Origin of the sequence: Acidovorax sp. 99, from assembly GCF_003096455.1 — a bacterium.
In the GTDB taxonomy this organism is placed as follows: Bacteria; Pseudomonadota; Gammaproteobacteria; order Burkholderiales; family Burkholderiaceae_C; genus Acidovorax; species Acidovorax delafieldii.
In genome coordinates, this window is sequence record NZ_QEKU01000001.1 from 2267317 (window position 1) to 2284949 (window position 17633).

The 17633-nt window shown below is 66.1% G+C and carries 15 protein-coding genes; 12 read left to right on the forward strand and 3 right to left on the reverse strand.

What is annotated here, in order from left to right:
• Window positions 1-24 precede the first annotated feature (24 nt).
• From C8C95_RS10625 to fdxA, 3 genes are all read right to left on the reverse strand, one after another.
• Window positions 25-741 (reverse strand): TetR/AcrR family transcriptional regulator, encoded by a 717-nt coding sequence (locus C8C95_RS10625; RefSeq protein WP_116748569.1) that lies wholly within the window; start codon window positions 739-741, stop codon window positions 25-27.
• Window positions 742-791: 50 nt separating this feature from the next.
• Window positions 792-1568: a ferredoxin--NADP reductase gene (locus C8C95_RS10630; protein ID WP_116748570.1), complete on the reverse strand. Its 777-nt coding sequence runs from the start codon at window positions 1566-1568 to the stop codon at window positions 792-794.
• Window positions 1569-1634: 66 nt separating this feature from the next.
• Entirely contained in the window at window positions 1635-1964 is a 330-nt protein-coding gene (gene fdxA / locus C8C95_RS10635) for a ferredoxin FdxA (protein ID WP_116748571.1), read from the reverse strand.
• 175 nt (window positions 1965-2139) lie between these two features.
• Here fdxA and C8C95_RS10640 point away from each other — a divergent pair, with 175 nt between their 5' ends.
• The 12 genes from C8C95_RS10640 (at window position 2140) to C8C95_RS10695 (ending at window position 17398) form a co-directional block, all read left to right on the forward strand.
• Window positions 2140-3759, forward strand: coding sequence for a 6-hydroxynicotinate reductase (locus C8C95_RS10640; RefSeq protein WP_116748572.1), 1620 nt, complete (start codon window positions 2140-2142; stop codon window positions 3757-3759).
• A 152-nt stretch (window positions 3760-3911) separates the two neighbouring features.
• On the forward strand, window positions 3912-4832 hold the full coding sequence (locus C8C95_RS10645; protein WP_116748573.1) for a UPF0280 family protein: 921 nt from the start codon (window positions 3912-3914) through the stop codon (window positions 4830-4832).
• 21 nt (window positions 4833-4853) lie between these two features.
• Window positions 4854-5495, forward strand: a complete 642-nt coding sequence (locus C8C95_RS10650; RefSeq protein ID WP_099731557.1) for an amino acid synthesis family protein — start codon at window positions 4854-4856, stop codon at window positions 5493-5495.
• 55 nt (window positions 5496-5550) lie between these two features.
• The gene (locus tag C8C95_RS10655) at window positions 5551-6135 is read left to right on the forward strand and encodes an amino acid synthesis family protein (protein ID WP_116748574.1); all 585 of its coding nucleotides are present in this window, start codon (window positions 5551-5553) and stop codon (window positions 6133-6135) included.
• A gap of 80 nt (window positions 6136-6215) precedes the next feature.
• Entirely contained in the window at window positions 6216-7427 is a 1212-nt protein-coding gene (locus C8C95_RS10660; RefSeq protein ID WP_063461057.1) for an ABC transporter substrate-binding protein, read from the forward strand.
• A gap of 176 nt (window positions 7428-7603) precedes the next feature.
• The gene (locus tag C8C95_RS10665) at window positions 7604-9511 is read left to right on the forward strand and encodes an ABC transporter permease (RefSeq protein ID WP_056057173.1); all 1908 of its coding nucleotides are present in this window, start codon (window positions 7604-7606) and stop codon (window positions 9509-9511) included.
• On the forward strand, window positions 9508-10290 hold the full coding sequence (locus C8C95_RS10670) for an ABC transporter ATP-binding protein (RefSeq protein ID WP_116748575.1): 783 nt from the start codon (window positions 9508-9510) through the stop codon (window positions 10288-10290). The genes C8C95_RS10665 and C8C95_RS10670 overlap by 4 nt, the downstream gene beginning before the upstream one ends.
• 2 nt (window positions 10291-10292) lie before the next feature.
• Window positions 10293-11036: an ABC transporter ATP-binding protein gene (locus tag C8C95_RS10675; RefSeq protein WP_116750242.1), complete on the forward strand. Its 744-nt coding sequence runs from the start codon at window positions 10293-10295 to the stop codon at window positions 11034-11036.
• Between the two features lie 75 nt (window positions 11037-11111).
• Window positions 11112-11837, forward strand: coding sequence for a bifunctional nicotinamidase/pyrazinamidase (pncA, locus tag C8C95_RS10680; protein WP_056057733.1), 726 nt, complete (start codon window positions 11112-11114; stop codon window positions 11835-11837).
• Between the two features lie 120 nt (window positions 11838-11957).
• Complete coding sequence (locus tag C8C95_RS10685) at window positions 11958-13130, forward strand: ABC transporter substrate-binding protein (RefSeq protein ID WP_207780597.1); 1173 nt, start codon at window positions 11958-11960, stop codon at window positions 13128-13130.
• 21 nt (window positions 13131-13151) lie between these two features.
• Window positions 13152-13658 (forward strand): (2Fe-2S)-binding protein, encoded by a 507-nt coding sequence (locus C8C95_RS10690; protein WP_116748576.1) that lies wholly within the window; start codon window positions 13152-13154, stop codon window positions 13656-13658.
• On the forward strand, window positions 13655-17398 hold the full coding sequence (locus tag C8C95_RS10695; RefSeq protein WP_116748577.1) for a molybdopterin cofactor-binding domain-containing protein: 3744 nt from the start codon (window positions 13655-13657) through the stop codon (window positions 17396-17398). Before C8C95_RS10690 ends, C8C95_RS10695 begins: the two co-directional genes overlap by 4 nt.
• Window positions 17399-17633 lie beyond the last annotated feature (235 nt).

Below are 17633 nucleotides of genomic sequence, written 5' to 3' on the forward strand. Positions count from 1 at the left end.
CGCAGGGAAAAATCTCTTGTTGATTCAGGCCGCTGCCCTGCCCTTGGGCAGGCTGGGGCCGGGTGCCACGGTGCGCAGCACGCTGTCGATGACAAACGATTCCCAGTGCGCCAGCGCGTCGGGCGTCTCCAGGTCTTCGCCGAGAAAGGCCGACAGCGTGTGCCGGTTGGACATGTAGAAGTAGCCCGTGGCGGCGATCAGCAGGTACACATCGCGCGCCGACACGTCCTTGCGAAACAGCCCCTGCGCCTGGCCGCTGTCGAGTACGCGGCGGATCACCTCGATGGCGGGCGACGAGTATTCACGGGCGCGCATCGACTTGGAGATGTGTTTGCCCTTGTGCAGGTTCTCGGTGTTGAGCAGCGTGATGAACTCGGGGTTCTTGCGGTAGTAACCCACCACAAAGCGGATCACCGCCTGCAGCGCCTCCACCGGCTTGGCGGTGTCCAGGTCCAGTTTGGATTCCGCGTCGTTCATGCGCCGGTAGGTTTCCTCCAGCACTTCGATGAACAGGCCTTCCTTGCTGCCGAAGTAGTAATAGATCATCCGGTCGAAGGACTTGGCCGCCTTGGAGATCTTCTCCACGCTGCCGCCTTCGTAGCCGTAGCGGGCGAACACCTTGGTCGCCGCCTTCAGGATGTTGTCGCGCGTGGTCTGTGCGGCCTGCTCGCGCACGCCCGTCTTGCGGGCAGAGGCTGCGCGGGGGGACGCGGTCCGGGTCTTGGTGGGAGTGGCAGACATGGCGGGTCCTGGTGGATGGCGCGGGCCCCGGGAGTGGAGCCCGCCGGGGATCACTGCTCTGCGAACGCGCGTTCGATCACGAAGTCGCCAGGCTTCGTGGTGTTGCCTTCATTGAAGCCGCGCTCTTCCATCATGTGCTTGAGGTCGCGCAGCATCTCGGGGCTGCCGCAGATCATCACGCGGTCTTCGGCGGGGTTGAGCGCGGGCAGGCCCAAGTCGCGCGCCAGCTGGCCGTTCTCGATGATCGTGGTGACGCGGCCCTGGTGCTTGAAGGCCTCGCGCGTCACGGTGGGGTAGTACTTAAGCTGCTTGGTGACCATCTCGCCCAGGAACTCGTGCTTCGGCAGCTCCTCGGTGATGTAGTCGTGGTAAGCCAGCTCCTTCACCTCGCGCACGCCGTGCACCAGGATGACTTCCTCGAACTTCTCGTACGTCTCGGGGTCGCGGATCAGGCTCAGGAACGGTGCCACGCCCGTGCCGGTGGAGAGCATGTACAGGCGCTTAGCAGGCAGCAGGTAGTCGATCAGCAGGGTGCCCGTGGGCTTTTTGCCGACCACGATGGTGTCGCCCACCTTGATGTGCTGCAGGCGCGAGGTCAGCGGGCCGTCGGGCACCTTGATGGAGAGGAACTCCAGGTGCTCTTCGTAGTTGGGGCTCACGATGCTGTAGGCGCGCAGCAGGGGTTTGCCGTTTTCGCCGCGCAGGCCAATCATCGTGAAATGGCCATTGGAGAAGCGCAGCGCGGTGTCGCGCGTGGTGGTGAAGGAGAAAAGGCGGTCCGTCCAGTGGTGGACCGTCAGGACGCGTTCGTCAAGAAAGGCGCTCATGGTGCGTTAGATGGAAAAGTTGGAAGCAAATAAGGAATTTGGCTGAAGAGCAGGGCCCCATGCGCTCTACAGCGCAATGTTCAGGCCTGAAAGCTTGTGGCTCACAACCCTCCATTGTTCCGCATCTGGCAAAGCCGCTTTTCTTTTGGTGATTGTGGGGAGCGTGGGCGCCAGCTTTTTGTTGAACTGCAGAAAGATTTCCATGCCTTCGGGCAGGTCGTCTTCGGCATAGATGGTGTTGGCCGGGCACTCCGGAATGCACACAGCGCAGTCGATGCATTCGTCAGGGTCGATCACGAGATATTCGGGGCCCTCCTTGAAGCAATCGACCGGGCACACATCGACGCAGTCGGTGTACTTGCACCGAATGCAGGCGTCTGTCACAACGTGCGTCATTTTGGGGCTCCTCATGCACCATTTTTGGGGGCGCAAAAACACCATTGCAGAGTCTGATCGATTCCGCTACATTGACATCGAATGTAGTGTTCACAACATTTAAGTTAAGTGAATGCTACACAAAATGCAATGCGCGTACAAGCACTTGCCACAATGCAATGAATGGGCCGCCACGATGACTGAACACACCAAGACCGACGGGCTACCTGGCATGGATGCGCCGGATCTGCCGCAGGTGCTCGAGCGCGCCCGGCCCCGCAACGAGCGCATGAACGCTGCCAAGGTCGAGTGCAATGCGTGTCCGGTGCTGTGCCAGATTTCCGAAGGCCGCGCAGGGGCTTGCGACCGTTATGCCAACCACGCGGGCGTGCTGGTGCGGCTGGACCCGGTGGTGTTGCTGCGCAAGACGCTGGAAGCGGGTGAGGCCACGCTGGTGCCATTTGCGGGCCGCGCTGAGGCTGCAGAAGGTGCAGAGACTGAGGTGGCTCCTGAACCCGCATGGAACGGCGACCTGCTGCTGTCTGAAGAAGTGTTCGTGACGGGCGTGGGCTCATCCACCACCTACCCGGATTACAAGCCCGCGCCCTTCATCGTGGGCTCCCAAACCGACGGCGTGGACATGGTCACCGTGGTGACCGAGGGCATCTTCAGCTACTGCAGCTTCAAGGTGAAGATCGATACCGACCGCTTCCTCGGCTCCGAACAGGCCAACGTGCGCTGCAAGGGCGAGGTGGTGGGCCATGTGACCACGGCGGAGTACGGCTCGCAGATGCTGTCGCTGGGTGGTGTGCACCACCTCACGGGCGGCACCAAGAAAGAAGGCCGCGTCACCGCCGAGATGATGCAGGCCCTGGGCAACAAGCAGGCGGTGGAGTTCACCATCGACGGTGGCTCGCAGCTCATCATCCAGGCCGGCCGCGCGCCCATCGTCAACGGTGTGGCCGAGCAGCGCATGCGCGTGGGCTGCGGCTCAGCGGCGATTGGCATCTTTGCGCGCCAGTTCTTTGGCCATGCAGACGAGGTGGTGGTGGTGGACGACCACATCACTGGCGTGCTCACCGAGCACCAGGCGGGCCGTTGCCTCGACATGGAGCCTTCGGGCATTCAGATGCGCGGGCGCAAGTCCACACCGGGTCGTTACTTTCAGGTGGCCAACCCGGGCATCGGCTGGGGCGGCACCGACATTGCCGACCCGCTGTCCATCATTGAGGGCTGGGACGAATCCGTGGCCTGGCCGGGGCTGCGCTTGTTGATGACCTCCACCACCGGGGAGCATGCCTCCTGGTACGTGCTGGACGAGCAACTCCATCCGGTCGAGGCCGAGATGCCTGCCGAGGTGCGCCGCATCGTGGACCGCATCGGCGAAAACTGCGAGCCTTCGCTGGCGTCTGTGCTGTTCCTTGGCGGAGCCGGCGGCAGCCTGCGCGCAGGGGTTACTGAAAACCCGGTGCTGCTCACGCGCTCCATCAAAAACGCGCTGGTCAACGTGACCTGTGGCGGTGCCCCTGCCTATGTATGGCCGGGCGGCGGTATCACCGTGATGGCCGACGTGCTGCGCATGCCGGACAACAGCTTTGGCACCGTGCCCACCCCCGCCATCGTGGCGCCCATGGAGTTCAGCATGCGCCGGGCGGACTACGAAGCGCTGGGCGGGCACACCGAACAGATCCGCAGCCTGCGCGAAGTGCTGGAGCGCGGTGCGTGGCACAGCGATGGTGCACCGCAGGCGCGCGTGTGGCAGACCTTGCCCGCCGCCAATCCGTGGCCGCTGGGTCGCCCACCTCTGCTGGGCTGATATGAAACACCCCCTGAGTCGCTTCGCGCCTTCCCCCTCCAGGGGGACGACACCCTCGCTGCGGGGCGGCCCTTGCTCGGCGTCTCTGGCGGGGGCCGCGCCGGTGTTTACGGCTGCGGGCGGTGCGCCCTGCGGCGAGTACTGAAACGCATATGCAAGCCGCTCGCAAGCTCCTGTCCGATGGCCGCTGGCATTTCCAGCATGGGCCGATGGACCTCATCCTCCAGGCCGAAGGGGCGCGCGACGCCGTGGCCCTGGCGCATGAGCGCGCGTGGCAGCGTTTTGAAGGCCTACTGCAGGAGCTGGTGAATGAACTCCCCGGCTTGCGGGCGCCGGTGGGTGCGCACTGCGCTTTGCAGGGCGTGGTGGCGCGCCGCATGTGGGCCGCCTGCAGCCCTTATCGCGCAGGTTTCATCACATCGATGGCGGCGGTGGCGGGCGCGGTGGCGCAGGAGATTCTGGCCTGCTACGAGCAGCCGGGCATAGACCGCGCCTGGGTCAACAACGGGGGCGACATTGCGCTGCACCTGGCGCCGGGCCAGTCGGTCACGGTGGGGGTGTACGCTGACATTGCTGCACTGAATGCAGCACAGTTGCGCAACGGCTTGGTACTGAATGGAAAGATCAGCATCGACAGCGCCATGCCGGTGCGCGGTGTGGCCACCAGTGGCTGGCGCGGGCGCAGCCAGTCGCTCGGCATTGCCGACAGCGTGACGGTGCTGGCGCGCACGGCGGCGCAGGCCGATGCGGCAGCAACCATCGTGGCCAACGCGGTGAATGTGGCCGATGCGCGGATTGTCCGCAGGCCCGCGTGGCAGGTGCGGGACGACAGTGACCTGGGTGCCATTCCTGTCACCGTGGATGTCCCTGCCTTGCCCAAGGAGCTGGTGGCCCGGGCATTGCACCAGGGGCTGCAAAAAGCGCAAGAATTGCAGTCCAGCGGCCTGCTGTGGTTTGCGCTGCTGGCGTGCCAGGGGCAGTTCGTGGCGACCTCGGCGCCCCAGGCGCTGGCGGATGCGGTATGGCCCCGGGATCCGGCGGTGGAATCGGAAGTTGGTTCAGTATTTGCTTAACGAAATGCACAGGTCTCCAAAATGATCCAGATACGACGCGTTTTCACCCATCTTGAGGAAATCCGGCACGAATTCGGGCCGGTGGCCGACGTGCCGCTGCTGCGTGGTGCCATCGGCGCGGTGCTGACCAACCCCTTTGCGGGGCGTTACGAGCCCGACATCCTCCCCATGATGGACGCGCTGCAGGACGTGGGGCTGGACATGGCCCAGCGCCTCCTGAAGGCCATGGCGGTGCCTGCCGAGCGCATCGAGACCTATGGCAAAGGCGCCATCGTGGGCGCGGCCGGTGAGCTGGAACACGGCGCGCTGTGGCATGTGCCCGGCGGCTACGCCATGCGCGAACTGCTGGGCTGGAAGGGCGACCGCAACGCCTACGCCAAAGGCCAGGCCGAAGAGAAGACCGGGCAGCCCGCGAATGCGCTGTCCATCGTGCCCTCCACCAAGAAAGTGGGTGGCCCCGGTGCAGCGCTGGATGTGCCGCTCACCCACATCAACGCCAGCTACGTACGCAGCCATTTCGACGCGATCGAAGTGCGTGTTCCGGGCGCGCCATCCGCTGATGAGATCGTGTTCATACTTGCCATGACCACGGGCCCGCGCATCCACGCCCGCGTCGGAGGGCTCAAGGCGGCAGACATCAGCCAGTGGAACGGCCTGCGCTGAGCCGCCCGCCGACCCGCACACCATCGAACAAGACAAGATCCCAAGGAGCCAAAAAATGCCAGCCAAGATTCGAAAGATCATCGTCCAGACCGACGAGGTCCGCGTGGAAATGGGGCGTGACGTTCAGCCTCCGGTGCGCAAGGCGCTGGCCATGGCCGTGATCGAGAACCCCTTTGCCGGACGTTATGTGGAAAACCTGGACGAACTCATCGCCATCGGTGAGGAGCTGGGAGGCCTTCTGGGCGCCCGCTGCGTGCAGGCCCTGGGCATTGCCCCGGGCGATGCGCACAGCTACGGCAAGGCCGCCATCGTGGGCGAGGCGGGCGAGCTGGAGCACGCCGCCGCCATCCTCCACCCCAAGCTGGGCGCACCACTGCGTGTGGCTGTCGAGAAGGGTGCCGCGTTGGTCCCATCCAGCAAGAAGATGGGCGGCCTCGGCACGGCCATCGACGTGCCCCTGGGCCACAAGGATGCGGCGTACGTGCGCAGCCATTTCGACGCCATGGAAGCCCGTGTAGCCGATGCCCCGCGGGCCAATGAAATCGTGGTGGCCGTTGTCGTGACCGACAGCGGGCGGCCGTTGCCACGTGTCGGCGGCCTCATGGCCTCTGAAATAAAAGGCGTTGACGGCCTGCGCTGAGCCCGGCGCGCGTACAACACACACCTGTCCTGTCTCACCCCCGTTCGATCTCTCTCCAACCATCCTTCAGGAGTCTCCCCATGACGATGCGACGAAACCTCATGCGTGCCACGGCTGCGGCTGCATTGGCCCTTACCCTGGCCCCTGTTTTTGCCCAGGGCGTGATCAAGATTGGCGAGGTCAACAGCTACAAGGCGCAGCCCGCTTTCCTGGAGCCCTACAAGAAAGGCATGGAGCTGGCGGTCGATGAGATCAATGCTGCGGGCGGCGTCAATGGCAAGAAGATCGAACTGATCACGCGCGACGACAACGCCAACCCCGGCGACGCCGTTCGTGTGGCCGAAGAGCTGGTGTCGCGCGAGAAGGTCGATGTGCTGGCTGGCACCTTCCTGTCGAACACCGGCCTCGCAGTGGCCGACTTTGCCAAGCAGAAGAAGTTCTTCTTTCTCGCAGGCGAGCCGCTGACCGACAAGATGACCTGGCAGGGTGGCAACCAGTACACCTTCCGCCTGCGTCCCGGCACCTACATGCAGGCCGCCATGCTGGTGCCTGAGGCCGCCAAGATGAAGAAAAAGCGCTGGGCCGTGGTCTACCCCAACTACGAATACGGGCAGTCTGCCGTGGCGGCGTTCAAGCAACTGCTCAAGGCCGCCCAGCCCGACGTGGAGTTTGTGGCTGAACAAGCCACGCCGCTGGGCCGGGTGGATGCTGGCAGCGTGGTGCAAGCGCTGTCGGATGCCAAGCCCGACGCCGTCTTCAACGTGCTGTTTGGCGCAGACTTGTCGAAGTTCGTGCGCGAAGGCAACACGCGCGGCCTCTTCAAGGGCATCGAGGTGGTCAGCGTGCTGACGGGCGAACCCGAATACCTGGACCCCCTGAAAGACGAGGCCCCCAACGGGTGGCTGGTGACCGGCTATCCCTGGTACGGCATCAACACCCCTGCACACAAGGCGTTCGAGCAGGCGTACCAGGCCAAGTTCAAGGACTACCCGCGCCTGGGTTCGGTGGTGGGCTACAGCATGATCAAGTCGGCTGCGGCCGGTATTGCCAAAGCCAAGAGCACCGACACCGACAAGCTGGTCGCTGCCTTCAAGGGACTGCAGGTGGACACCCCGTTCGGCAAGATCACCTACCGACCTGAAGACCATCAGGCCACCATGGGCGCATTTGTCGGTCGCACCAAGAACGAAGGCGGCAAGGGCGTGATGGTGGATTACGTCTACCTGGATGGTGCCGATGCCAAGTACCAGCCGTCCGCTGCCGACGTGAAAAAGTCACGAAGCGCTGATTGATTCCCCTAGGAGTCTGAGGCGCCTGCTGCGCCTCGGTCCCAGCAGACGCTACCGGCAGTCCGGCACAGGCCAATTCTGCAGGTGCTGGCTGGTGGCGGCTGGGGCACGGCCGGCTTCTTTCATGGCCTTCGCGCTGGCAAAAATAGTGTGAACAGGCCCTACAGGGTTTATTGAACATGAGTTTTTCGGGTTTCATCGTTCAGCTCATCAACGGGCTGGCGAGCGCGTCGTCGCTGTTCCTCGTGGCGGCGGGTCTGTCGCTGATCTTTGGCGTGACCCGCATCGTGAACTTTGCCCATGGCTCGTTCTTCATGGTGGGCATCTACGTCGCGTACTCGCTGGTCGAGCGCCTGAGCGGTGCGCTGGGCTTCTGGGTGGCCTTGCCGCTGGCCGCGCTGATCGTTGGCGTGCTGGGGGCGCTGATCGAGGTGGTGCTGCTGCGCCGCATCTACAAGGCGCCCGAGCTGTTCCAGCTGCTGGCCACGTTTGCACTGGTACTGGTCATCAAGGACGCCGTGCTGTGGCTCTGGGGCCCCGACGAACTGCTGGGCCCGCGCGCGCCGGGCCTTTCGGGTTCCGTGAGCCTGCTCGGGCGGCAGTTTCCCAGCTACGACCTGTTCCTCATCGTGGTCGGTCCGCTGGTGCTGGGCGCGGTCTGGCTGCTCCTCACGCGCACCCGGTTTGGCACGCTGGTGCGTGCCGCTACGCAAGACCGCGAGATGGTGAGCGCCCTGGGCGTCAACCAGGCCTGGTTGTTCACGGCCGTGTTTGCGCTGGGCGCGATGCTGGCCGGGCTGGGTGGCGCACTGCAACTGCCGCGCGAGCCCGCGACGCTGGAGATGGACCTGCACACCATCGGTGCCGCCTTCGTGGTGGTGGTGGTGGGTGGCATGGGCTCCATTCCGGGCGCGTACGCCGCCGCCCTGCTGATCTCCGAGATCAAGGCCATCTGCATCTGGCTGGGTGTGGTCGATGTGTTTGGCCTGAGTGTTTCGTTTTCCAAGCTGACCCTGGTGGTGGATTTTCTGGTGATGGCGGTGGTGCTGGTCTGGCGACCCTGGGGCCTGTTCGGCAGGCCGCAGGCGCCCAGCCGCTACGTGGGCATGCAGGAGGAGCCGCTGCGTCGGCCTGGCAGGGCCTACCTGGTGGCGGCCGCCGTGCTGGGCCTGCTGCTGGCGGCAGCCCCGCTGCTGACCGCGCAGTCGCCGTACACCACGGTGTTGCTGATTGACCTGCTGATCGCAGCGCTGTTTGCGGCCAGCCTTCACTTCATCATGGGGCCTGCGGGCATGCACTCCTTCGGCCATGCCGCCTACTTCGGGCTGGGCGCCTATGGCGCGGCCCTGCTGGTGCGCTCGCTCGGGCTACCGATGGAGATCGCACTGGTGGTGGCGCCGCTGGTGGCGGCGGCCGGGGCGTTTGTCTACGGGTGGTTCGCAGTGCGGCTGTCGGGTGTGTACCTCGCCATGCTCACGCTGGCCTTCGCCCAGATCACCTGGGCCATCACCTACCAGTGGGACAGTTTCACGGGGGGCAGCAACGGCCTGACCGGTGTCTGGCCTGCGGCCTGGCTGGCAGACAAGCGCATGTATTACTGGCTCACGCTGGCACTGGTGGGGGCAGGCGTGTGGTGGCTGCGCCGCGTGCTGTTCTCTCCGTTTGGCTATGCGCTGCGCGCGGGGCGCGACTCTGTGCTGCGGGCCGACGCCATCGGCATCGACGTCAAGCGCATGCAGTGGGCGGCGTTTGTGGTGGCGGGCACGGCTGCAGGGCTGGCGGGGGCGCTGTATGCGTTCTCCAAGGGCAGCATTTCGCCGGAGTCGCTGGCCGTGGGCAAATCGGTGGACGGGCTGGTGATGGTGCTGCTCGGCGGCATCCAGACGCTGGCGGGCCCCGTGGTGGGCGCGGTCACCTTCACCTGGCTGCACGACACCGTGGCGCGCAACACCGACTACTGGCGCGCCATGCTGGGCGCCATCATCCTCATCCTGGTGCTGCTGTTTCCGCAGGGCATCGCGGGCACCATCAAACAGATCTTTGACAACATGCGCGACGCCAAGAACACCAAGGAGGGCGCAGCATGAGCCTCCTCAAAGTCACCGGTCTGGGCAAATCGTTTGGCGGCGTCAAGGCGGTGGATGGCATCCACTTCGAACTGGCGGCTGGCGAGCTGCTGGCGCTGATTGGCCCCAACGGCGCGGGCAAGTCCACCACGTTCAACATGGTCAATGGCCAGCTGCCTGCCGATGCAGGCTCAATCCAGCTCAACGGGCAAGAGCTGGTGGGCCGCAAGCCCCGCGACATATGGCGCATGGGAGTGGGCCGCACCTTTCAGATTGCCGAAACCTTTGCATCGCTGACGGTGGTGGAGAACGTGCAGATGGCACTGATCTCCAACGACGGCCTGCTGTTCTCCCTATGGCGCAGGGCTGCCGACCACAAACGCGAAGAAGCTCTGGCGTTGCTCGACCAAGTGGGCATGAAGTCGCAGGCCGATCGGCCCTGCAGCGTGCTGGCCTATGGCGATGTGAAGCGCGTAGAGCTGGCGATTGCCATGGCCAACTCGCCCAAGCTCCTGCTCATGGACGAGCCCACCGCTGGCATGGCGCCCAAGGAGCGCAACGAACTCATGGCGCTGACCAAGCAGCTGGTGATCGACCGCAATATGGCGGTGTTGTTCACCGAGCACAGCATGGACGTGGTGTTTGCCTATGCCGACCGCATGATCGTGCTGGCGCGCGGGCGGCTGATTGCCGAGGGCAAGCCGCTGGAGCTGCGCGACCACCCCAAGGTGCAGGAGGTCTACTTCGGCACCGGCAAGACGTTTGAGAAGAAAGCCGCAGCCCATGCGGAGGCGGCATGACCATGACGACCCACAACCCCAAAGAACTGCTGCTCCAGGCCAAGGGCCTGCAGGCCTGGTACGGTGCCGCGCAAATCCTGTACGACGTGGACCTGGACGTGCGCCGGGGCGAAGTCGTGGCCCTGATGGGCCGCAACGGCGCAGGCAAGTCCACCACGCTCAAGACGCTGATGGGCATGCTGGCCAAGCGCAAGGGCAGCATCCAGTTCATGGGCCGCGACATCTCCAAAACCGACCCGCACGACGCCGCGCGCCTGGGCCTGGGCTTTGTGCCCGAAGACCGCCGTGTGTTCACCGACCTCACGGTGATGGAGAACCTGGAAGTGGGCCGCCAGCCCGCCCGCACCTGGCCCGATGGCACGGCCGCCCCGGTGTGGACGCCCGAGCGATTGTTCAAGCTCTTCCCCAACCTGGGTGAGATGCCCCAGCGCCCCGGCGGCCGCATGAGTGGCGGTGAGCAGCAGATGCTCACGGTGGCCCGCACGCTCATGGGCAACCCGTACCTGGTGCTGCTGGACGAGCCCTCCGAAGGCGTGGCCCCTGTCATCGTGGAGCAGATGGCGCACATGATTTTGGAGTTGAAGGAGCAGGGCGTGAGCATCCTGCTGTCCGAGCAGAACATGCACTTTGCCGAGCTCGTGTCCGACCGCGCCTATGTGCTCGAAAAGGGCCAGATCCGCTACCAGGCCAGCATGGAAGAGCTGGCCGCCAACGAAGAGGTGCGGCGCGCCTACCTCAGCGTCTGAAGAAGAAGTTCCCCGGCTTTGGCCCTACCGGGCCGTGGCCGATGTGTCAGTGCGTTCCCAACCGGAGTGTTCACCATGCAAACTGCGCAACGTCGTCGCTTTCTTCTTCAATCGGCCGCGCTCACCGTGGCCGGGGCCAGCTTCCCCGCCAGCTGGGCGGCAGGCAAGATCAAACCCGGTGAGCGAGCGGCGCTCATCGTGGTCGATGTGCAGAACTGTTTTGTCCCGGGCGGCACGCTGCCCGTGGCCAAGGGGGATGAGGTGGTGCCCGTCATCAACCGCATTGCCACAGCGTTTGAAAACGTGGTGGTCACGCAGGACTGGCACACCCAGGGCCACGCCTCTTTTGCCAGTGCTCACGCGGGCAAGAAGCCGTTTGAAACCACCAAGCTGAGTTACGGCCAGCAGGTGCTGTGGCCCGACCATTGCGTGCAGGGCACCGACGATGCCGCCCTGCACAAAGACCTCCAGGTGCCCAAGGCCCAGGTGATCCTGCGCAAGGGCTTTCACCAGCATGTGGACAGCTACTCGGCCTTTGAAGAGGCCGACCGCAAGACCTCCACCGGCCTGGCGGGTTACCTCAAGCAGCGTGGCATCAAGACCGTGTTTGTCACCGGCCTGGCCACCGACTTCTGCGTGGCCTGGACGGCGCTCGACGCCAAACGTCTGGGCTTCGAAACCTATGTGGTCGAAGATGCGACCCGCGCCATCGACCTCAACGGATCGCTCGATGCAGCCTGGAAAAACATGAAGGCCAAGGGCGTCAAACGCATCCAGTCCAGCGACATCGATGTCGCCTGACGGCGCACCGCCCCGGTGCTTCGGCGCCGGGGTTTGACGGATTCACAACACCCCGCAGAAATGGTTGCGCAGCCGCTCCGCTTGCAGGGAAACTTGCGCCTTTGATGTAAGGAGCGTTTCATGAAATGTCGTGGGATGGAGGAGGGCAGCATCGACCGCCGTGTGGTGCTGACGGCCCTGGCCGCCGCTGCTCTGGGGGCCGCGGGCCCGGCGGCTGCCGAGACCGGGGTGACGGACACCCGCATCAAGGTGGGACAGTCGGCCGTGTTCACCGGTCCGGCCAAGGATTTCGGGGTGGACTACAAGGCGGGCATTGCGCTGGCGTTCGACAAGGTGAACAAGACCGGCGGCGTGCAGGGGCGCACGCTGGAGCTGGTGTCGCACGATGACGCGTACGAGCCCAAGAAGACCGCCGAGAACACGGCCAAGCTCATTGACGAAGACAAGGTCTTCGCCCTGATCGGCTACGTGGCCACCGGCAACCTCATCGCCGCCATGCCCCTGGCAGAGAAGGCGGGCGTGCCCATGTTCGCGCCGCTGGTGGGCACCACCTCGTTTCGCACCAACCACAACCGCTACCTGTTCCACGTGCGCGCCAGCTACGAGACCGAGCTGCGCAAGATCGTGGGCCACCTCGCCACGCTGGGCATCAACAACATCGCCGTCATCTACCAGAACAGCGCATTCGGCAAATCCAACCTCGACACCTGCCTGCAGATCGCCCAGGGCCTGAAGGTCAAGGTGGTCGATTCCGTGCCCATGGAGATCGCCGCCACCGACGCCAAGCCCCAGGTGGCGCAGCTCACCAAGGCCCAGCCGGGCGCGGTGGTGATGATCATGGCGGGCAAGATGGTGGAGGTGTTCCTGCGCGACTACCGGGCGGCGGGCGCGGCGTCGCCGCTGTACACCATCTCGGTGGGCATCACCGATGCACCGGGGTCTGCCCAGCGCCTGAACGGCGGCATCGAAGGGCTGGTCACGGCCAGCATCGTGCCCTCGCCGCAGGCCAGCCGCCTGGCCATCGTGGCCGACTACCGCAAGGACCGCGCGGACGCGGGCGAAAAGATCGACAGCTACACCATGCTGGAGGGCTATATCGCCGCGCGCGTGTTTGTGGAAGGCCTCAAGCGTGCAGGCAAAGCCCTCACGCGGGAAGGCTTCATCAAGGCCATGGAAGACATGGGCACCACCAAGATCGGCGACTTTCCGCTGGTGTACGGCCCGGGCAACCACAATGGCTCCAACTTTGTGGACCTGGAGATGTACACGCGCAGCGGGTCGCTGCGACGCTGACTGAGAACAACCCACCGAGACATGCACGCGCCCGCTTCACCCTCCCCGGTCGTCGTTAATGGCCAGCCGTTTGCCCTGCCGCAGAGCACCTTGGCCAGCGCCACGCTGCTGCACGTGCTGCGCAACGACATGTCGCTCAACGGCCCCAAATACGGCTGTGGCCTGGGGCAGTGTGGTGCCTGCACGGTGCTGGTGGACGGGATTGCCGCGCGGGCCTGCGTGATCCCGGCGCAGGGCGTGGCGGGCCGCGAGGTGACCACGCTGGAAGGGCTGCCCGGGCGCTGCAGCCGCACCGCAGGACTTCACCCGGTGCAGCAGGCCTTTGTGGATGAACAGGCCGCGCAGTGCGGCTATTGCCTGAGCGGCATGGTGATGATGGCCGTGGCCTTGCTGGAGCGCAATCCTGACCCCGATGAAGCCGCTGTGCGCCGCGAGCTGTCGGGCAACCTGTGCCGCTGCGGCACGCATGTCGAAATCATCCGCGCCGTGCTGCGCGCTGCCCAGTTGATGCGCGAGGCCCAGGCATGAACACGCCTCCATCCCTGCGCGCCCACAGCCCGCTCACCCGCGCCGACTTCCATGCCGCCCGGGGCGTGCTGCTGGTGGTGCGCAACCCACCGCCCGCACCACCGCCCGTCAAGGGCCAGCCCGCGCTGGTGGCGGGCAACCCGGCCGAGGGCGTGGAGATACTGATCGCCGTGTGGGACGACGGCAGCGTGACCGCGCTCAACGGCCATGTGGACCTGGGCACTGGCATCCGCACCGCACTCGCGCAGATCGTGGCCGAAGAACTGGACGTGCCGCTGGCGCAGGTGAACATGGTGCTGGGCGACACCACGCGCGCGCCCAACCAGGGCGCCACCATCGCCAGCGCATCCATCCAGATCCACGCCAAGCCCCTGCGCACCGCTGCCGCGCAGGCGCGCCACTGGCTGGTGGCCCAGGCCGCAGAGCGGCTGGGCGTGCCGGTGGAGGCACTGCAGGTGCGCGACGGGGTGGTGCAGATCACTGCAGACCCGTCGCGCCAAGTGGCCTACGGCGCGCTGCTGGCGGGCGCGCACACCACGCTGGAGCTGGTGGACGCCACGCCCACCAAGGCCGCCGCCGATTACACCGTGGTCGGCCAGTCCGTGCCGCGTGTGGACATCCCCGCCAAGGTCAGCGGCGAGCTGGTGTTTGTGCACGACATGCGCGTGCCCGGCATGCTGCACGGCCGTGTGGTGCGCCCGCCGTACGCGGGGGCTGACCATGGCGACTTCATCGGCAACACGCTTGAATCAGTAGACCAGCAGTCCATCGCCCACATCCCCGGCATCCGCGCCGTGGTGGTGATCCGCGACTTTGTGGGCATCGTCGCCGAGCGCGAGGAACAGGCCGAGCAGGCGCTGCGCGATTTGAAAGTGCGCTGGAAGGATTGGCCCGGCTTCCCGCGCCAGGACAGCGCCGAGGCGCTGGAACAAGCCATCCGCGCCAACCCCGCCACGCAGCGCCGCCTGGTGGACGAGGGCGATGTGGAGGGCGCCCTGGCCGCGCTGTCTGCCGACGGCCAGCCCATGCCACGCACCTATGTGTGGCCCTACCAGATGCATGGATCCATCGGCCCATCGTGCGCGGTGGCCGAATGGCGCAGTGATGACAGCACGGGCCGCCCCCGCATGGCGGTGTGGGCTGGCACGCAAAACCCCCATGTGCTGCGCGCCGACCTGGCCCGCCTGATGGGGCTGGCCGATGTGGACATCGACCTCATCCGCATGGAGGCTGCAGGCTGCTACGGCCGCAACGGCGCCGACGATGTGGCGGCCGATGCCGCGCTGCTCTCGCGCGCCGTCGGTGCGCCGGTGCGCGTGCAGCTCACGCGCGAGCAGGAGCATTTGTGGGAGCCCAAGGGCACGGCGCAGCTCATGCAGGTGCGCGGCGGGCTCAAGGCCGATGGCTCCGTAGCGGCGTACGACTTTGAAACGTCCTACCCCTCCAACGGCGCCCCCACGCTGGCCCTGCTGCTCACCCGCACCATCGAGCCCGTGGCCCAGGCCTATGAGATGGGCGACCGCACCGCGCGCCCGCCCTACCAGTACGACAACCTGCGCGTGGCCGTCAACGACATGCCGCCCATCGTGCGCGCGTCGTGGCTGCGCGGCGTGTCGGCCCTGCCCAACTCGTTTGCGCACGAGTCGTATGTGGACGAACTGGCTACTGCTGCGGGTGTGGACCCGGTGCAGTTTCGCCTGCAGCTGCTGAACGACCCGCGCGCCGCCGAGCTGGTGCAGGCCACGGCCGAAAAGGCGGGCTGGATTCGCCGCACCGGCCCCCAGCAGCGCCCCTTGGATGGGGATTGGGTGCAAGGCCAGGGCTTTGCCTATGCCCGCTACATCCACAGCAAATGGCCCGGCTTTGGCGCCGCCTGGGCCGCCTGGGTGGCCGATGTGGAGGTCAACAAGAAGACCGGCGAGGTGCATGTGCGCCGCGTGGTCGTGGGGCACGATGCGGGCCTGATGGTGAACCCCGCCGGTGTGGAGCAGCAGGTACACGGCAACGTGCTGCAGACCACCAGCCGCGCGCTCAAGGAGCAGGTGACGTTCGAGCCCGTCAAGCAGGCCGTGGACAACCGCGAATGGGGCAGCTACCCCATCCTGAGCTTCCGCGAGGTGCCGGTCATCGAGGTCATGCACATGCCCCGGCAGGACGAGGCGCCGCTGGGCTCGGGCGAGTCGTCGTCAGTGCCGGGCACGGCAGCGATTGCCAACGCGATTTTTGACGCCACGGGCGTGCGCTTTCGCGCGCCGCCGTTCACGCCCGAGGTGGTGCGCGCCGGGCTCAGCCCCTTGCCCGGCGGCGCAGGCGAGGCGGCTGCAGGCAGCACCGCACCCACCGAGCAGGCCGAGGTTTTGCCCACGCTGGAGCTGCCCGCACCCACCGTGCCCGCCAGCGCCACATGGCCCACCCAGCGCAGCCCCTGGGCGCGCGCCCTGGCCCTAGCCGCTGGTGGCATCGCCATGGGCGCCGCGCTGCTGGGCTGGCGCCCCTCCATCGCGCCCGTGGTGCAGACGGCGGGTGCCTCGGTCTACAACGCCGCCACCATCGAGCGTGGCCGCTTGCTGGCCGCTGCGGGCGACTGCGCGGTGTGCCACACCGCACCGGGCGGCACGCCCAACACGGGCGGCCGCGCCATGGAAACGCCCTTTGGCAAGGTCTACACCACCAACCTCACTCCCGACGCCGAGACCGGCATCGGCCAGTGGTCCTTCAGCGCCTTCCAGCGCGCCATGCGCGAAGGCATCTCGCGCGATGGCAAACACCTGTACCCCGCGTTCCCCTACACCTCGTTCGCCAAGATGAGCGACGACGACCTCACGGCGCTGTACGCCTACCTGATGGTGCAGCCCGCCGTGCGGGCCGAGGTACCGAAGACCGCGTTGACCTTCCCGTTCAGCGTGCGCCCCCTCATGGCGGGCTGGAACGCGCTGTTCCACGACGCCACGCCGTTCAAGCCGGACCCGACCCGCCCGCCCGAATGGAACCGGGGCGCTTACCTAGTGCAGGGCGTGGGCCACTGCGGCGCCTGCCACACGCCGCGCAATGCGCTGGGGGCCGAGCTGGGTGGCGCTGCGTTTCTGTCGGGCGCCATGATTGATGGCTGGGAGGCGCCTGCGCTCACCGGTCTATCGAAAGCGCCCGTACCCTGGACGGCCGATGCGCTGTATGGCTACCTGCGCCACGGCCACAGCCCGCAGCACGGCAGCGCCTCCGGCCCCATGGCGCCCGTGGTGCGCGAGCTCGCCCACTTGCCTGACGACGACATCCGCGCCATGGCGAGTTACCTGGCCTCGTTCACCGCTGCGGACACGGCTACCCAACCAGCCACCCAGCCTGTGTCAGACCCGCAGCAGCGCGCACAAACCGCCGTGGCCCAGGCCGCAGCACTCGCGCCGCAGCCCGGCCAGGCCCAGCGCCTGTTCGACGGTGCCTGCGCCGCCTGCCACCACGACGGCGACGGCCCGAAGCTGCTGGGCGTGAACGTGCCCCTGGCGCTCAACAGCAATCTGCACAGCGACCGGCCCGACAACCTGCTGCAGGTCATCGTGCACGGCATCCGCGAGCCTGCCGCGCGGGACATTGGCTTTATGCCCGGCTTTGGCCACGCGCTCAGCGACGCGCAGATCACCGAGCTGGCGGGCTACATGCGCCAGCGCTACGCCCCCGGCCGCCCGGCGTGGCGCGATGTGCCCGAGGCGCTGGCCCGCGTGCGGGCGGGGCCTGCGCATCCTTAGAGCGGCGAACAAAACTCCTCTGGCGTTGTTGCTGTGTCTTGTCGTACTGCTCGTACTGCCTGCGACACAGCGCCTAGCCAGAACCGCTTCGCTGAGTTTTGTTAGCCGCTCTTAGACGGTTCCGACGACCCTCCAGGCCATGCCTTGGGGAGCGTCAGCACGTTTTGAAGCCTTTTGGTGCTGATGCGCTAGTGGAATATGCGCAAGCAGCTATCAAAAGTGGAGCAAATGGATC

Bases quoted from the DNA above. Each gene is read 5' to 3' on its own strand.
- C8C95_RS10695 (WP_116748577.1), top strand. From the start codon at position 13,655: ATGAACACGCCTCCATCCCTGCGCGCCCACAGCCCGCTCACCCGCGCC.
- C8C95_RS10630 (WP_116748570.1), bottom strand. From the start codon at position 1,568: ATGAGCGCCTTTCTTGACGAACGCGTCCTGACGGTCCACCACTGGACG.
- C8C95_RS10625 (WP_116748569.1), bottom strand. From the start codon at position 741: ATGTCTGCCACTCCCACCAAGACCCGGACCGCGTCCCCCCGCGCAGCC.
- C8C95_RS10655 (WP_116748574.1), top strand. From the start codon at position 5,551: ATGCCAGCCAAGATTCGAAAGATCATCGTCCAGACCGACGAGGTCCGC.
- C8C95_RS10650 (WP_099731557.1), top strand. From the start codon at position 4,854: ATGATCCAGATACGACGCGTTTTCACCCATCTTGAGGAAATCCGGCAC.
- C8C95_RS10645 (WP_116748573.1), top strand. From the start codon at position 3,912: ATGCAAGCCGCTCGCAAGCTCCTGTCCGATGGCCGCTGGCATTTCCAG.
- pncA (WP_056057733.1), top strand. From the start codon at position 11,112: ATGCAAACTGCGCAACGTCGTCGCTTTCTTCTTCAATCGGCCGCGCTC.
- C8C95_RS10640 (WP_116748572.1), top strand. From the start codon at position 2,140: ATGACTGAACACACCAAGACCGACGGGCTACCTGGCATGGATGCGCCG.
- C8C95_RS10660 (WP_063461057.1), top strand. From the start codon at position 6,216: ATGACGATGCGACGAAACCTCATGCGTGCCACGGCTGCGGCTGCATTG.
- C8C95_RS10690 (WP_116748576.1), top strand. From the start codon at position 13,152: ATGCACGCGCCCGCTTCACCCTCCCCGGTCGTCGTTAATGGCCAGCCG.
- C8C95_RS10685 (WP_207780597.1), top strand. From the start codon at position 11,958: ATGAAATGTCGTGGGATGGAGGAGGGCAGCATCGACCGCCGTGTGGTG.
- C8C95_RS10665 (WP_056057173.1), top strand. From the start codon at position 7,604: ATGAGTTTTTCGGGTTTCATCGTTCAGCTCATCAACGGGCTGGCGAGC.
- C8C95_RS10670 (WP_116748575.1), top strand. From the start codon at position 9,508: ATGAGCCTCCTCAAAGTCACCGGTCTGGGCAAATCGTTTGGCGGCGTC.
- C8C95_RS10675 (WP_116750242.1), top strand. From the start codon at position 10,293: ATGACGACCCACAACCCCAAAGAACTGCTGCTCCAGGCCAAGGGCCTG.
- fdxA (WP_116748571.1), bottom strand. From the start codon at position 1,964: ATGACGCACGTTGTGACAGACGCCTGCATTCGGTGCAAGTACACCGAC.